The 16958-nt window shown below is 38.3% G+C and carries 9 protein-coding genes and 1 pseudogene; 8 read left to right on the forward strand and 2 right to left on the reverse strand.

Features of this window, described 5'->3' with window-relative positions:
• Positions 1-94: 94 nt before the first annotated feature.
• On the forward strand, positions 95-1162 hold the full coding sequence (locus ABES02_RS06425) for a PrsW family intramembrane metalloprotease (protein WP_430132305.1): 1068 nt from the start codon (positions 95-97) through the stop codon (positions 1160-1162).
• Positions 1163-1224: 62 nt separating this feature from the next.
• On the opposite strand, the gene ABES02_RS06430 is transcribed toward ABES02_RS06425, so the two are convergent.
• Complete coding sequence (locus ABES02_RS06430; RefSeq protein ID WP_430132307.1) at positions 1225-4359, reverse strand: efflux RND transporter permease subunit; 3135 nt, start codon at positions 4357-4359, stop codon at positions 1225-1227.
• A gap of 245 nt (positions 4360-4604) precedes the next feature.
• Between ABES02_RS06430 and pssA the strand changes: the two genes are divergently transcribed.
• From pssA to ABES02_RS06455, 5 genes and pseudogenes are all read left to right on the forward strand, one after another.
• Entirely contained in the window at positions 4605-5096 is a 492-nt protein-coding gene (gene pssA, locus ABES02_RS06435; RefSeq protein WP_430132309.1) for a CDP-diacylglycerol--serine O-phosphatidyltransferase, read from the forward strand.
• A gap of 201 nt (positions 5097-5297) precedes the next feature.
• Positions 5298-5594 (forward strand): DedA family protein, encoded by a 297-nt coding sequence (locus ABES02_RS06440; protein ID WP_430132311.1) that lies wholly within the window; start codon positions 5298-5300, stop codon positions 5592-5594.
• Between the two features lie 12 nt (positions 5595-5606).
• Positions 5607-6575: pseudogene (locus ABES02_RS06445) on the forward strand (VTT domain-containing protein); the annotation flags it as partial.
• A 133-nt stretch (positions 6576-6708) separates the two neighbouring features.
• Positions 6709-8649: a PhoX family protein gene (locus ABES02_RS06450; protein WP_430132313.1), complete on the forward strand. Its 1941-nt coding sequence runs from the start codon at positions 6709-6711 to the stop codon at positions 8647-8649.
• A 115-nt stretch (positions 8650-8764) separates the two neighbouring features.
• On the forward strand, positions 8765-10087 hold the full coding sequence (locus tag ABES02_RS06455; protein ID WP_430132315.1) for a multicopper oxidase domain-containing protein: 1323 nt from the start codon (positions 8765-8767) through the stop codon (positions 10085-10087).
• 263 nt (positions 10088-10350) lie between these two features.
• Here the strand turns inward: ABES02_RS06455 and ABES02_RS06460 are convergent, their stop codons facing one another.
• Positions 10351-10533 carry a hypothetical protein gene (locus tag ABES02_RS06460; protein ID WP_430132317.1) on the reverse strand — a complete coding sequence of 61 codons (183 nt, stop codon included), beginning with the start codon at positions 10531-10533 and terminating at the stop codon, positions 10351-10353.
• 277 nt (positions 10534-10810) lie between these two features.
• On the opposite strand from ABES02_RS06460, the gene ABES02_RS06465 reads away from it, so the two are divergent.
• Positions 10811-13564 carry an alkaline phosphatase family protein gene (locus ABES02_RS06465; protein WP_430132318.1) on the forward strand — a complete coding sequence of 918 codons (2754 nt, stop codon included), beginning with the start codon at positions 10811-10813 and terminating at the stop codon, positions 13562-13564.
• 157 nt (positions 13565-13721) lie between these two features.
• The gene (locus ABES02_RS06470) at positions 13722-16808 is read left to right on the forward strand and encodes an efflux RND transporter permease subunit (protein WP_430132320.1); all 3087 of its coding nucleotides are present in this window, start codon (positions 13722-13724) and stop codon (positions 16806-16808) included.
• Positions 16809-16958 lie beyond the last annotated feature (150 nt).

Genomic DNA, 16958 nt, shown 5'->3' on the forward strand with positions numbered 1-16958 from the left:
AATAGATACTATAACCATTGTATTAAAGGGCATAGTAAAAGAAAGTTAATCCTTTTTTAGGAAGATTTTACGAACATAATGAGGTGGAAAGAAAATGAAATGCCCGCAGTGTGTTTATGTTAATCCGGAAGGTGTCAAGTTTTGTTTAAACTGTGGAAATAAAAATTTAGATCCTAATAGTCCCACTCAAGATTCAAATAGCCTTTTTTACGAATTCGCACATTATGTTGACATGGTACCAAGGTTTGAACGTTCGGTTGAACCCAAATTTCGGAATATATTCTCGAGGGTGTTCAAAAACCATAGTATCCTGGAGGCTGAAAGGCTTTTCATCGTAGGAACCGCGCTTACTACCCCCAAAATTGACGAGGTAAAGGAAACGTGGCCGAAACCATGGCTTTTTGCTAGAATATTCATCTTTGCACTTATTGCCTATTTTGGCTTATTTTTGGGTGTAAGCGTGTTCAAAAATATTAACTTTTTACCAGGTCTAATCATCGTCGGTTCATTTGCTGTACCCATCACGGCGCTGACCTTCTTCTGGGAAATGAACGCTCCTCAGAATGTTGCAATCTATAGAATCGTTTATGTGGTGTTTATCGGTGGTATCCTGTCGATGCTTGTGGCGCTCGTTTTTTTCAATATCCTAAAACATAACATAAATCCCATTACGATTGGAATTGTTGAGGAATTTGCCAAGATCGGAACCGTTATTTTTTTTGTGCGAAACCTTAAATACAAGTTTGTTCTGAATGGACTGCTATTAGGTGCAGCGGTAGGGGCGGGCTTTGCGGCCTTTGAAACTGCCGGATATGCATTAAGAGCACTTCTATCAGGGAGTTACCGCGGCCTTTATTCCACGCTTCTTTGGCGAAGTTTTTTAGCTCCCGGCGGGCATATAGCCTGGGCAGCTTTGACAGGAGCAGCATTTTGCGGGGTACAAAAAGACAATAAATTCGATATTAATATGGTGATAAAGTTAAAATTCCTACGTATATTTTTTATCGTAGTTTTGATGCATGCTTTATGGGACTCACCAATACCAGCCATTTTTCCATTCGGACAAATTATGCTGATGGTAGCATCATGGATACTAGTTTTCCGAATGATTCGTATCGGCCTAAAGGAAATTGCAGAGAAGAAGGGAAGATTAACAATATAGCGGGACAAAAGCAAAAAAACATCGACAAATGTCGGTGTTTTTTTGTTATCAGTATAGTTTATTTATAGGTTAGTTGTACTTCTGCTTTGGTTGATTGTACTTATATTTTTGGTTGCTGATTTTTTATGCAGCCATTCATAAATGATTGGAATGATTATAAAGCTATTAATAGTCGATGTTACCATACCGCCAATTACGACGATACCAAGGGTTTGAGAAATAACCGTATCGGCATTATGCGAAAATGCGAGAGGTAACAATGTAAGGACTGTTGCTGCAGCTGTCATTAAGATTGGTCTTATCCTTGAAAGACTACCATTCAAAACAGCATCTTTAACAGGCATTCCTTCTTTTCTATTTCTTTCAATTTTGTCAATTAACACAATACCGTTTGTTACTACAATACCTGTAAGCATTAAAATACCGATTAAGGCTGCAAGATTCCATTCACCGTGGAATAAAACCAATGCGATTACCACACCACTTAATGCCAGCGGAATGCTTAATAATACCGATAGTGGTGCTCTCCAGCCTTTGAAAATAGAAGAAGTAATCAGCAATACTAAAAGAATCGAAAATGCAACCGCAACAGACATATCGAAAATCATATCTTTTACCTGTTGAGTAATTCCGCCCAATGAATACGTCACATCTTTAGGTAGCTTCATATTGCTTAGAGCTTTATCTGCTTGACTCGACACTTTACTAATATCATTAGAAGTAATCTGTGCTGTCACAAGAGAGAATGGCTGACCATCTCGTTCACTAATGGTTGAAGGAGATTGGTCTTTTTCAATCTTTGCGATTTGGTCAAAACGAACCATTTCACCATTATTTCCAGCAAAAGTTTCAGCCGCAAGAGATGCTAAGACATCATCCGCAGAAGCATTTAATGAAATTGTAGAGTTGGCTCCTGATGCAATTTGATCTAAAAATTGGTCTACAGGAAGGGCTTTATGATCAATCGTAATCGTTGCATCTTTAGATGCAGACATGTAACGACCAATCACTGCTAATATATCAGAAATTTTAACACCATTATCTTCAATTGCTTTTTGATCAAAAGTCACTTTATACTTTGGTGAACCATTAGTTAAATCAACTTTTCCGTCAACACTTAGGCCTGCAACCTTGGATAGGTTTGTTCTCGCCTCTTGAGCAACTTGGTCTAATGTTGTTTGGTCTGAACCTGTTAATAAGATACGCATTTGTGAATCATCACCAGAAATGTTCTGGCTTGTTACTGTATAAGTAACATCTTTAGATAATGTCGGAAGCTGGTTTTGTAACTGATTAATTACAGAATCGGCATCCTTTTCATTCTTCAGCACAACAGTAAGATTGGCGACATTTGGATATGTGATAAAGCCTCCTCCTTGGTCAAACACGTCATCACTTTGAGGTGTCATGGTTGAGCCAAAGTTGGCTGAGTACGCAGTAACTTTCGGATTCTCTTTTAATGCTTTTTCAATTTTTTGCACTTCCGAATCGACTTGAATTAACGTGCTTCCTTTAGGCAATTCAGCTTTAATCGCAATTTGTCCGATTTTTCCACTAGGTAATAAACTTACTGGAAGGAAAGCAGAATAGATACCAGCACCTAAAAAGATTAATATCGAAACAATAATCATCGCTTTTTTGTGTTTGAAAGCAGATTGCAATAAAGGTTTCATTGAATTATCAAGTTTGACCGTTTGTTTTGTTGTATTGCCGCCTTTCCATCCCATAAAAGCTAGGGCAGGAATGACAAGCATAGCTACAAAGAATGAAATGATAAGTGCAATTACGACTGACCAAGCAAATCCGCTATAAGAAGCACTAATTACGCCGCCAACAAATGCAATTGGTATATAAACTGCAATCGTTGTTAACGTAGAACCTAGAATCGCAGGAATCATTTCAACGACAGATGATGCTAGAATGGATAGTAAAGATTTATCCTTGGATTCTTCCCGTTTACGATACATATTGTCCAAGATAACAATTGAATCATCGACAATACGACCCATTGCTACAATCAAACCTGATACCGTTAAAATATTTAACGTAATACCCATTGATTTTAAGAAAGCAGTAGTGGCTAACAATGAAATTGGCAGCGAAATAGCAATTATTAATGTGCTCCTTACATTTCGGAAAAAGAAGAACACACAGATCATAGAGAATAAACATCCAAGTAATCCTTCCCGAACTAATCCGAAAAGGGAGCTGTTTAATTCTTTTTCTCGGTTAAGTAAAACTTTAAACGAAACATTTTTTGGATTTACTGTATCTAATTGAAGATGTGCAACTCGGTCTTTTACCTGATCAGCAACATCTGTTATATTCGCTGATGGTGTTTTGATTACATTTAAAGTCACGCTTGGTGCTCCGTTTGTTCGAGAAACAGTTTTAACGTCATTCAAAGAATGCGTGATCGTACCGAACGCTGAAACAGGAATGACTTTTCCTTCTTTATTCTTAATCGCTGCATTTTCCATTTGCTTCTCAGTTAATGGAAACCCATCAAAAGAGACAGGAATCGATAATTGGTTGTTAACAATATTTCCTTGTGGCATGGATGGAACAGCCAAAGAAAACGATTTGTTTACATCATCTAAAGTTAATCCATTTTTCACTAGGTCTTTCATGCGGACAGTTAATACATAACCATCTTTGGCTCCCCCAATGACAGATACATCTGATACACCAGGAACAGATTTTAATTGCTTCACAATTTCCTGTGTAGCAGTGGAACGTAGTGTTTGTTCATCCAGTTTTGAGCTTGTTAGACTATAAGTCAAAATTGGGAAAGAACTAGTTGTCAATCGTGTCACCGATGGAGTGCTTGTAATAGTTATCGGTAAATCTGCATTTGCCAAGGCTTTATTTACTTGATCCTCCGCTTGCTTCATGTCTGTATTCATCGGAAAATACAGACTCATAAACAAGCCGCCATCATAGGAGGTAGATTCTACATTGGATAGACCATCTACGACCTTGACAGCACTTGCCAAATTATCGGTCACTTGCTGTTTTACCTGAGCAGCTTGATACCCAGGAACTCTCATACTTACTGAAAGGGTGGTATTGTTAATCCCAGGTAAATAATCTCTTTGCATCTGGTAAGCAGAAATACCGCCCCAAGCCAATATGATCACAACACACACAATCATTAGAATGGCCCTTTGCATGGTTGCCTCAACTAATTTTTTCATTGCCTTGCCTCCCCAATTTTTCATATAAATTAAACCCAATATCGATATCGGTTTTTGTCGTGAATTTAAGAATGGTACGGCAATCAAAGTGGGCAATTTAAAGTCTACTAAACCAACTTGTACGTTCCCTGAATAAAACATTAAAAATCCATTAAAATGCAAAAAGGATACTTTTAGGCATAACTGAAGAATAAATAGAAAATACTACATAAATGGGGGTTTGGTTAGCGTCAGGGGGGATTAACTTGTTAAATCATGTGGTAAAAGCCATTCCTAATTTATTTACAATCGGAAATTTAATATGTGGTGTACTTTCCATTACCTTAAATATGAGCGGCTATTTGGAAGTAGCGTGCCTTTTTATTTTCTTATCGGCTTTGTTTGATCTTCTTGACGGAAGGATTGCGAGAAAATTAAAAGTAAACAGTGAATTTGGCGTAGAATTGGATTCCTTAGCTGATATTGTCAGTTTCGGAGTGGCTCCTGCACTTCTTTTTCATTCGATTGCAGCACCATCGATTTTAACTTCCTTAGCATTTATCCTATTCCCAACAATGGGAGCATTAAGACTAGCTAGGTTTAGTGTTAAACCAACCATTGGGTATTTTAAAGGATTGCCCATCCCTGCTGCAGGATTACCATTGGCTGGTATGGGATTTTTTTTATATAGCAATGCATGGATTACGTTGATCCTCGCTCTTTTAATGGTAAGTCCAATAAGGGTAAAAAAGCTTTAATTTTATCATCCTTTGTAAAAAAGCTAGTGACCTTTTTGAAAAGGCAGTAGCTTTTTTAATTATCCATATAACTTTTTATTCCCTTAATACATGATTAAGAATTCATTAACATGGAAAATGAATACTTTTATCATGCTACATTGTAATTAAAACTAAAGTTGTACTTTAGTGTTTCTTTTATAATATATGGAGGCATATACTATGTCACATTTAATCACTTTATTTGAAAATCACAGTTATTTGATTCTATTTATAGGGATTTTTCTAGAGCTCATGGCACTGCCCATTTCGGGCGAATTTTTAATGAGCTATGCAGGGTACTTTGTATTTCAAGGGAAAATGAATTATATTTTGGCGCTCCTAACAGTCTTTGTTTCAGGCGGTGCGGGTATTACGGTAACCTATTGGATTGGGAAGGCAGGAGGATATAAACTTATTGAAAAATACGGAAAGTATATCCATCTGGGACCAGAAAGATATAAAAAAACAGCTGCTTAGTTTGAGCGTTCAGGCAGTAAATTGTTGGTTTTTGCTTATTTCATTCCAGGGATTAGGCATTTCACTGGTTATATTTCAGGGATTTCTAAAATGCCGTTTAGAAGATTTATTATTCCTGCTTATATAGGTTCTTTTTTATGGGGATTTTGTTTTATCACCCTAGGAAAAGTATTGGGCCCACGCTGGGAGCTTTTCCATCGAGCAGCCAGTAAATATTTCATAATATTTATTATTGTTATTGTTATATTGTTGGCAGGTTATTTAACCTACCGGTTTTATAAAAATCAAATCAAGGACTTTTTTATTCGATTCATTTCACGTTTATTGAGTCATCTAAAAACCATTAGAAAAACAGAGATATTTCTTATTATTCTCACATTAATTTTAATCGGTATGGTCACCTTGATGCTGGGCATGGCTCAAGACTATTTAAATGGTGAGTTTGGTGAGTTTGATGAAGTCGCTGAATATTTGGTTGAGGCAGCTATTAATATGAGTTGGATGAAAATATTTATTTTGTTCCAATCTCCCTATGCCTTGGGTGCAATAATTGGGATCACCGTCATCAATATTTGGAGAAAAGGAAAGAACAGGCTGCTTGAGTATCTGCTGCTCATCGTATCAATTCTAGGAGCAAGGCTGTTTCATGAATCCATCATGCAGATTCTTTCCTATCTTCAATCAATAGGGTTTGTAGGAAAATTTCATTCAGATAATTTTCCTGATATACATTCCACTATAATAATTATTATTTACGGGACTTGCTTATTTTTACTTGTCCGTCATCCAAAAACCACAATTACGCCAGTATTAGGCCCTATATTTACATTAATCTTATTAATAGGGTTAACCATAGCTAAGGTTCTAACCACCGATATACTTCCGAGCGATATTGTTGGTGGCTATGTATATGGCGGTGTTTGGATATTTTTTAACTTCTTGATGTTTGAAATGATAAGACTTGTAGTGGAAAAGAATTGAATAGATTCTCGGAAAGTTTACAAGGACTTAATCTAATTTTACGAACGCTTAACATAATATAAACCCTAGATTAACATTCATATTATTTAATAAATATGTGAAGATAAAGTATTTACTTACTAGGGGGAGAACAATGAAAAAACAACGTTTTAGCAAAAAAGCGGCTACGATTGCACTAGGACTAGCACTTACAATTCCAGCTTTAACACCGGCTGCTGCGGCAGGAAATGGTCATGTTACGATTGATTCAGTAAAGTTTAACGGGATGGAAGCACCGAAAACGATTGATAAAATGGTTCAAACCTATACGAACGCATCTATGGACGTAAAATATAGCGATGGTAAAGTAAAGAACTTTCCACTCTCTTATAAGAGGCTTTTTAAATCAGAAGATAAGGTAGCGATGAACAAAGGTAAGTTGATTCCTGCCGGAACACCGATTGATGTAAACGGTGATCCGATTATGGATACAAGTGTGGAAGGAAAACCAACTTATTATGTATCAGATGCTCCAGATTCAAACAGTTTATTAAACCCAATCCATGGACAGCTATACATGGTTACTCATTATGAATATCAGACGATTGATGCAGCTGGTAAATCAGCATATGGAATCGTTCCTGCATCCATGTCATTATCTACTCTGGACCAAGATAAGAAAACTGGTGAATTAACACCGAAAGCCGTTAAGAAAATTGATTTTTCAAGTGTAAATGGCCTATGGATTCCATGTAATGGATCCCTTTCTCCATGGAATACCCATTTAGGTTCCGAAGAATATGAGCCAGATGCTCGCAGTTTTGAACTGAATCCAAATTCTTCAGCAAGGACTGGGGTAGAAAGCTTTGCCAAGCTTTATTTTGGAGACAAATCGAAAGCAAATCCTTATTTCTATGGTTTTGTCCCAGAAATTAAGGTAAACAAAGATGGAGATGCTTCTGTATCAAAACATTATAGTATCGGCCGATTCTCTCATGAATTAATGAAGATGATGCCTGATCAACGTACTGCCTTTTTTGGTGACGACGGTTCTTATACCACTATGTTTATGTATGTAGCGGATGAAGCGAAAGACCTTTCAGCGGGTACTCTTTATGGAGCAAAATTCCACCAAACAGGTACTGAGAATGGCGGTGCTGGTAATTTAGAATGGATCAAGCTTGGACATTCAACTGATAAGGAAGTTAAAAAAATCATTGACAGCGGTATTAAGTTTAGCGATATTTTCGAAACATCTGATGTACCAAAAGAAGGCTTTAAAGCGATTAAGCAATACTCATACGGTAAAACTGAGTACTTAAAACTGAAGCCGGGTATGGAAAAAGCGGCCGCGTTTTTAGAATCACGCCGTTATGCAGCAATGCTTGGAGCAACATCTGAGTTTAATAAAATGGAAGGTGTCACTCTAAACGAAAAGGATAAAAAAGTATATATTGCCATTTCCGATCAAAGTAATGGCATGCTCGAAAATTCTGCTGATCCAGTCGATGATATGAAACTACCAAAAATTAAATCTGGTGTAACCTATCAATTGGATTTAACAGATGGACAAAAAGACAACACAGGCCGAAAGATTAATAGTAAATATGTGGCTGCTAGTATGTCTGGTTTAATCGCTGGTAAGGATATGCCATCTGCGGATGCCTATGGGAATACAGCAGATGTGAATTCAGTAGCTAATACAGATAATTTAAGCTATTCTGAATCACTTAGAACCTTATTTATTGGTGAAGATAGCGGAATGCATACCAATAACTTTGTCTGGGCTTATAATGTTGATACGAAGGAACTTACAAGGATTTTATCCGTTCCTGCTGGTGCTGAATCAACTGGTTTATTTGCAGCGGATGATCGCAATGGATTTTCTTACGTTATGAGTAATTTCCAGCATCCAGGGGATGAATTAGAAGGCAAGAAGATTACTGCAGTTGATAAAACGGAATTAGAGCAGGCTATGGAGAGAGAAATCGGAATAGATCGAACCGGTGGAGTAGGGTATATTTCTGGACTTCCTTCTCTTAAAGACTTGCAAAATACCAATCGTGATGTAAAAAACGATTTAAACACAAAATAAACAGAATTTGGCTGTTTATCAAAAGTATTCTATTTAAACTCCGGTAATCTTAGGTTACCGGAGTTTATGGTTCAATTGCCATCCTTTTATAAAATCATCATCTAGGAGTGTTTACATGAAGAAAAGAGAGATTATTCTGCTTTTTTCTATTTTTTGCTGTTTAGTAGGGCTAGCTGTTTTCATAGTAAATGCCAAGCGAGAGGCGGCTTCAGTTCAACCAAATAAAGGTCAAACCAAAGTGTTTCATTTATATGCTGCAGATATGGAACAAGAAGTGTCTCAAGGAACCACCCTTTATTCCTGGGGTTTTGGTCTGTGGGATCCTAAGAAAAATGCTCCAGCCTCTCCGCCGAGTGTTCCTGGACCTGAAATTCGGGTTAAAGAGGGAGATCACGTAAAGGTAGTGTTTCATAATCAACAAAAAGAGGTTCATACTATTCATTTTCACGGAGTTGACAATAGTTTTGCAGGGGATGGGACAACTGATATAAGTCAACATCCAACCATGAAAAACGATTCCTTTACCTACGAATTTGATGCTAAAAAAGCAGGCACCTATTATTATCACTGTCATGTTGAACCGGACAGGCATCCAGAAATGGGTTTATACGGTGCGTTTATTGTGGAGCCGAAACAAGCGAAATATAAAACAGACGGGGAGTTTACACTGCTTCTTTCAGAAAGAGATCCACTTTTAAGCTTAGCTGAAGGAACAGAAGCGCATCAGTATGTCGGAACAGCTGCCGAGCATCTCCATTTAGACGGTGAATATGATACAACCGAACGAAAAGCTAAGTACTACACTATAAATGGTAAAGTAGATCCAGAAATCCCGCCTCTCCATGTTAAAGAAGGAGGCACCTACTTGATAAGGTTAATAAATGCGGGTTCAGAAGTCCATACATTTCATACCCACGGGCATCATTTCAAAGTGGTTGCTTCTGACGGCAGAGACATCTCACATCCGATGACGAAGGATTCGATTACCATCGGTCCAGGCGAAAAATATGATCTATTGCTGAAAGCAGACAATCCTGGTATTTGGCCGATTCATTGTCATATGGGTCCGCATGCTACTCATGGTATGCATATGATGATGGTTTACGATCAATACCATGACAAAATGAATCATGGCAGTATGAGCCCGGTCAGTGAGGTAAAACACCATTTGGCATTGCTAAAACAATATAAATTCGAAAAGAACTATGAATCAATGAAACCAGAAATAAAGGATATCATACAAGGAATTCAAGGGTTTTATAGTATCGCAGCATCCGAGCACTTTGAAGAATGGACTGCTCTCGATAACGCTGCAGCTGCTGTAAGCAAAGAACTGAATAGTCCTATGAATCCAACAGTTATGGAGAAGGCAATTAATAATCTAGAACAAAACATAAATGCAATGGAGCAAATTCTACAATCTGGGGATATGAGCTAATTCATATTATGAATTAAATAGAAATGGATGTATTAAAAGAACCCGAATGATGAAATCGGGTTCTTTTCTTATTCACGAAACACATATTTTTGGCTATACCATAGATAAAGTTAAAAATAGTTTAACATGATGATGACTGTAATTGGGAAGGAATGAACCTGCAGATATTAAGAAGAAATAGGGTTTTTGATAGGATAATTTGACGAAATAAAAACCTTAATTTAAAAAGGGAAGGAAAGGATAGTTTCATTACAAAATGAGAGTTAATAAATTTGTCTAATTCCAGATAAACGGATGGAGTGTAACACTTGTTTTTCGTCCTTTAATGAAAGTAGTTGATCTTTAAGATTAAGGCAATAAACACGTCCTTTAAGAGTCTTTAAAGCTCCATTTTTAGAATAATCAATCGTTATCAGACCATTTTGAACTAGTTTTTTCAAGTACATATAAATCCTCCTTATTTAGAAATGAATTTCACAGTATTCATTATAAGATTAGTATTTAATGAGAACATGAACTAAATGTTAAAGATTTATTAAAAGATGTAATTACTCTGTGAATGGTGATTTAAAAACAACATAGCAGAATGGAAGAAATCAACTAGTCCTATAGTAATGGATAAATAGTCAGAATTTTATTTATTTGTAATTTACAATTTATCAATTAGAGCTTAATAAAGTAAGAGTATTCTATTGTTGTAGGAAATAAAAGGGAGTGAGAGAATTGTTAAAGAAATTTAGAAAAAAGAAAAGGCTGCTTGCTGGACTAACATTAAGTACCATGCTATTGGGTTCTGCTGGGGCTTATGCCGCTCAAGACGGCGCTTTTGGAAGTAATTTAGTGGGTGAACAAGCTGATGGTTCGGTTCAAACACCGGTGAACCAATTAATCACACCGGCTGGAAAACAAATTGAATTTGGCGGTAATCCAGTTTCCGTTGCCGTTAATCCAAATGGAAAAACAGCTGTAACTATGGTTGGACGTAACAACTACGGCGGCAAGGGAATCAATGTTGTCGATCTTGCAACCGGAAATTTATCTCTAAAGGATTTATCTTTAGGTCTTTCTAGTATGTGGGGATTAGCTTATTCTAAGGACGGAAGTCAGTTATATGCTACTGGTTCGTCAGGCGGCAAAGGTAAAGTTGTTGTCATGTCTGTAGGTACAGACGGAAAACCTGCTATTCAAAAGACTTATACTCTTCCAAGTGCAGCAGTAGGTGGAAATATCAATCCGCTTGACTTAGCGGTTGGACCACAAGGCCAGCTTTTAGTAGCTCTTAACCGAGACAACAGCCTTGGTGTGATTGATCCGCAAACAGGCGCAGTAACTGCAAAAATTGCAGTGGAAAATGCTCCTACAAGTGTTTTAGTTGATGGTAATAAAGCTTACGTTACCAACCAAGGTGGGAGAGTAGCTAAAGCAGGAGATACTACTGTAGACTCTTCAGGAACTCAAGTTGTTGTAGACCCTAAGACAGGCGCAACTTCAACAGGAACAGTTTCAGTTATTGACCTTAGCACGAACACCGTTACAAAAACGATTGATGTCGGCGTCCAGCCGGAACGTATGACACAATCAGGGCAATACATATTCGTAGCAAATACAAACAGTGACACGGTTTCAGTTATTGACACTAAAACGAGTACTGTAACACAAACGATTGACATTAAACCATATCCTGATGCTAAAAAAGGTTCTGCACCGAACGCTATCAAGGTAGTAGATAACAAATTAATGGTCAGCCTTGGCCGTGATAATGCGATTGCGGTTTATGATTGGCAAGGCCCTAATAAGACTCCTGAACTGCAAGGACTATTACCAACTGCCTGGTTCCCGGTTGATATTGCAGTCGACTCAGAAAATAAAAATTTAGTTGTTGCTAATGCTGATGGAATTGGTTCACGCGGACCGGCACGTGATTTAACGATCCAAGGGGTTAAGGTATCAGGACACTCCTCATATGCCCAAATAGGTTCTTTATCATTGGTTCCATTCCCTTCAACTGAAGACCTTGTTAAAGGGACAAAGGAAGTGTATGCGAATAACAACTGGTTTGGCTTAAAGAACTTGAATGCTGAGGCGAGAAACAACAAGAAACCAGTTGCCATGCCTGAGCGTATCGGCGAGCCTTCAACTATTAAACACGTATTCTATATTATTAAAGAAAACCGGACTTATGACCAAGTACTTGGTGACTTAGGAAAAGGTAATGGAGAAGTCGCCTTAACGCAGTTCCCAAGAAAGGTGACTCCGAACTTCCACAAATTAGCCGAAACGTATCCACTTTTAGATAATTTCTATGTTTCCGGCATCCAGTCAGCAAGCGGACACCAGTGGGTTATGCAAGGAACAAACACAGACTATGAAGATAAAGAAACGGATGCAGCTAACGTTCGCAGTTATCCAGGCGGTGCCGGAGACCCAATGGCCTATGCACCTACGGGCCATTTATGGGATCAAGCTATTAAACACGGTGTATCAGTAGAAAACTTCGGCGAAGACACGACTGATTTTAGCGGTACAGCACCACGCGGCACTTGGACTGATTGGTATAATGATTATTTAATTCTTTCTGGTCAAAAGCAAGGCGACCTGCATGTTCCAATTGGAAACTACGAAGCAAAGTATGACATTCCGTCACTTGGACCAATTACACATAAACCGTACCCAACGTTTGATATGGGTATTCCAGATCAGTATCGTTTTGAAATTTTCAAGCAGCAGTTTGAACAACACGTAAAGAATAATGATCTACCTGCATTAAACACGTTGTGGGTGACGAATGACCATACCAACGGAAATGCTACCGGGTTTCCTACACCTCAGGCAATGGTAGCGGACAATGACTTGGCTGTCGGTAAAATTGTTGATCTCATTTCCAACAGCAAGTACTGGAAAGACTCCGTTATCATTGTTACGGAAGATGATGCACAAAATGGGCTTGACCACGTTGATGGTCACCGTGAACCGGCATTTGTCATCAGTCCATGGGTGAAAAAAGGAATTACTTCCAGCCACTACTGGACTGTTATTAACATGGTTCGCAGTATTGAGCAGATTTTAGGACTTCCTGCAATGAACCAGAACGATGCTGCTGCGGAACCAATGAGCGAAATCTTTACAAATGAACCAGACTTTACACCATACGAGGTTGAACAAAACCAAATTCCGCTTGACACCTTAAACGGTCAGCCAAATTCAAATACGGCTGCACTTGCAAATACAGAAAAGGTGACACCGCAGGCCCAGGAACTTTCTAAAAAATGGACAGAGTGGTCTAACAAGAACAAAGAAAAGTTAACTGGCAGACATGCAGCTCCGGATGAAACGAATGCCAATATGCTTAATCATGCTGTTTGGTACGCGACTGAAGGCTTTGATAAACCATACCCAGGTGATAAAAAGGTTCATACACCAGATGAAGTAGAAAAACAGCCTGAAAGCTTTGCTCCTTCTCCTGCTGACAATGACTAATAGTTTTAATCTACTATTCTAATAGGAAGTTGCTTCTAAGAACCGTTGAGTGACACAACAATAGCTATCCATTAGGGTAGCTATTGTTGTTAATAGTAGTGTGATTACATAAAAGAGGGGGGACGGTTTCGGGCTATCATTGCTCGGAAAAACTCATATGAAACGATTGATAAATGAAACGATGAAGCGTTCTATTCTCATTGTAACTTTGATTGTTCTTTTACTTTTGTGGGGTGGAATGTCTGCACGACAAATTCAGAGGGATTACCTGCCGGAAATTAATAATTCAACCCTGTCTGTTACTGTACGTGCTGACAATTACCAAGCCGATCAAATAAAAGCAAAGATAACAGAACCGATTGGGCAGGCACTCCGGGTAGTAGACGGTCTTCAAGATGTTGAAACAAACTCATTCAATGGCGGTTCATTGATCAGTCTGAACTTTACTATGAATTATGATATGAAGCAAGCGGAGGAACAGGTTACAAAAGCTTTAGCTGATATCAAACTGCCTGCAGGAATTGAGAAACCGCTAGTAACCCGCCTTAGTACTCATTCCATGCCAATTATAAAAATGAGTCTGATGAGTTCTTCTGAAAATATAACGGAAAATATGCTCCGAACTTCTATTCAAGAGGATTTCGTCAATCGATTGAAGACAGTCCCAGGGGTTAAAGATGTACGAGTATCCGGAGGTGGAACAGCCGGTTATGCGATTAACGTTCGAATGGCAGATTTAAAAAAAGCTGGTTTAACAATAAATGACGTAACGCAGTCTCTCGAAGTAGACTATACAACAGGCATAGAAGGAAAGGTATCAAACAACCAGGTTTCTATTCCTGTCCAAGTTTCGGGCTGGACATTAAATCAACAAGACTTGCTTCAGTTACCTATTCATAACGGAGAGGGTAAAACTGTTCCACTTTCGGCCGTGGCTAATATTTCAAACTCCATTGTAAACCTGGAGACGATTTCAAGGACAAATGGGAAACCTAGTGTTCTACTAGATGTGTTGAAGACTCCATCATCTAATATTACCGATGTATCTGATCGAATAAAGAGCAAAATCAATGAAATTCCTGCATTGAAGAATAAGGATATCCAAGTTTCCATTTTATTTGATCAAGGTGTACAGGTTAATGAGTCTTTAAAAGGTTTAATAAAAGAGGGATTATTAGGCTGCTTGTTTTCGATGATTTGTGTTTTTCTGTTTTTCCGTAAAGTCCGTTCTACCTTATTAATTGTCATTTCCCTGCCAATTTGTCTATTAGCTACAACTGGTATATTAAAAACGATGGGAATTAGTCTAAATTTACTTACCGTTTCAGGACTTATCGTTGCCATGGGCAGGGTCGTCGATGACTCGATCGTCATCCTTGATAATATGAACCGGAAAGTGAATGAGGCACAAGGAAAAACCAGTGTTCACTTGTTAACACAGGCTGTAAGTGAAATGATTCCGGCAATTATTTCATCAACCGCCACCACTGTTGCCGTTTATGTTCCGATTGCACTGATAGGCGGTTTGGTGAGCTCAGCTTTTTCAGGATTTGCCTGGTCTGTTGTAATTGCGTTAATTATTTCATTATTTGTTTCCATATTGGTTGTTCCAGCGCTTTACAACCTTTTTTGGAAGGGAAAACCAATTTCGATTAGTGATGAAGTAGAACCGTTTGCCCACAAAATACTTACTTGGGTATTTAGGCGCAAGAAAAAAGTAGTTTTTGCCTTTCTTGCCTTATTTTTATTAACCTCAGTGGAAGCTGCATTCCTTCCCGTGAATTTTTTACCTACGGGGAATAACACGGGCCAAATCGCAGTACAAGTGGAACTTCCGCAAAATACTTCATTAGCTGAAGTTGACGCAGAAGTGAGAAGATTGGAAGCCTTATTGGAAACCAATTCAAAAGTGGACTCATTTTCATCAGGGCTAGGTTCATCGTTTACCCCTCAATCGGATGATGTATTTGATGCAGGTGGCGGATGGCTTCAGAGACCGAATAATGCCAATTTGTCAATAAAAGTTAAGGAAGGTAATGACGTAGATGCCTTTATTATAAGTTTACAGAAACAATTAAATGCTTTGTCAAGCAAAGCTGTTTATGCAGTTTCAAATCAAAACATCGCAGGCGATGATTCCCAGCTAAAAATTAATCTTACGGGATCAGATAGTCAGACCTTGGAATCAATGGCTCAAACAATGCGAAACGAACTTAAACTCGTTCCCGGACTATCCGTACAGGGGATTGCGGATGATGACGATCATATGACTCAATATCACATTACGCTTAACCGCAAGGCAATCGAACATTATGCTATTAAACTCGATGATGTTATAAATCGAATTCAGCAATATACCGCTGAAGGAAATAAAGGTTTCATCTCCATTAATCAAAATACCTTTCCAACTGTCATTCATACGGATAAACAAACTGGCAGCACAAAGGATATTTTTACTTTAATGGGCGGGGAGACCTTCCTAACTAAAGAAGGACAAAAAGTGACCTTGGATCAGCTCGCTGTTTTGGAGCCAACTGGTTCATCGGTGATTCAAGAGAAGGATGGACAACCGTACGCTGTGATTACCGCAAACATCATTTCAAATGATATTGGACAAGTGACGAAACAAGTCAAAAGTGCCCTTGGTAAAATTCCACTGCCAGAGGGTATCGAGTATTCCTTCGCGGGTGCTCCGGAACAGGTATACGAAATGATTTATGAAATGTCAATTGCCTTATTCCTTTCCATTTTGCTTGTGCTGGTAATCATAAGTTCTGTTTTTCGGGGATGGAGAGCACCTCTTTCTGTATTAGTCTGCATTCCGTTAGCCTTTATCGGATCTGTAATCGGAATGTTTATTTTTAAACTTGAATGGAATCTTGCGGCATTAGTGGGATTATTGATGTTGACTGGGATTGTCGTGACAAACGGGATTGTCCTTGTCGATAGAATTGAACGAAACCTTAGGGATGGATATGAAGCAAAATCAGCAATCCTGAAGGGTACTGCTACTAGGGTTAGACCGGTTTTAATGACAGCAGGAACGACAATATTAACTTTGCTTCCTTTAGCTGTATCAGGTAAAGGAGATACCATCGTGTCACAAACATTGGGTGTAGTAGTTGTAGGAGGCATGATCAGCTCGACACTAATTTGTCTTTTTGTTATTCCAATCATGTATGAATGGATGTTTAGAAAAGTCAAAAAACCAAAGGCTTCGCAGCAGTCTCAAATTTCAGCATAGATTTGATTTAGAATATCATCAAAAAGGGATCATCGCCAATTGTTTATCATAATAGGCGAATGACCCCTTTTCCATGTTATCGTTGAAGTCCAATATATTGCCAAATTGCTGAAGTTCTAAAAAGATTTCGAAAAATTACAAGCTTTTAAT

Source organism: Neobacillus pocheonensis (assembly GCF_050477905.1).
Taxonomy (GTDB): Bacteria; Bacillota; Bacilli; order Bacillales; family Cytobacillaceae; genus Neobacillus; species Neobacillus pocheonensis_A.

Excerpts from the sequence above, each read along its gene's own strand:
- ABES02_RS06425 (WP_430132305.1), top strand. The coding sequence starts at position 95 with ATGAAATGCCCGCAGTGTGTTTATGTTAATCCGGAAGGTGTCAAGTTT.
- ABES02_RS06430 (WP_430132307.1), bottom strand. The coding sequence starts at position 4,359 with ATGAAAAAATTAGTTGAGGCAACCATGCAAAGGGCCATTCTAATGATT.
- ABES02_RS06440 (WP_430132311.1), top strand. The coding sequence starts at position 5,298 with ATGTCACATTTAATCACTTTATTTGAAAATCACAGTTATTTGATTCTA.
- ABES02_RS06450 (WP_430132313.1), top strand. The coding sequence starts at position 6,709 with ATGAAAAAACAACGTTTTAGCAAAAAAGCGGCTACGATTGCACTAGGA.
- ABES02_RS06455 (WP_430132315.1), top strand. The coding sequence starts at position 8,765 with ATGAAGAAAAGAGAGATTATTCTGCTTTTTTCTATTTTTTGCTGTTTA.
- ABES02_RS06460 (WP_430132317.1), bottom strand. The coding sequence starts at position 10,533 with ATGTACTTGAAAAAACTAGTTCAAAATGGTCTGATAACGATTGATTAT.
- ABES02_RS06470 (WP_430132320.1), top strand. The coding sequence starts at position 13,722 with ATGAAACGATTGATAAATGAAACGATGAAGCGTTCTATTCTCATTGTA.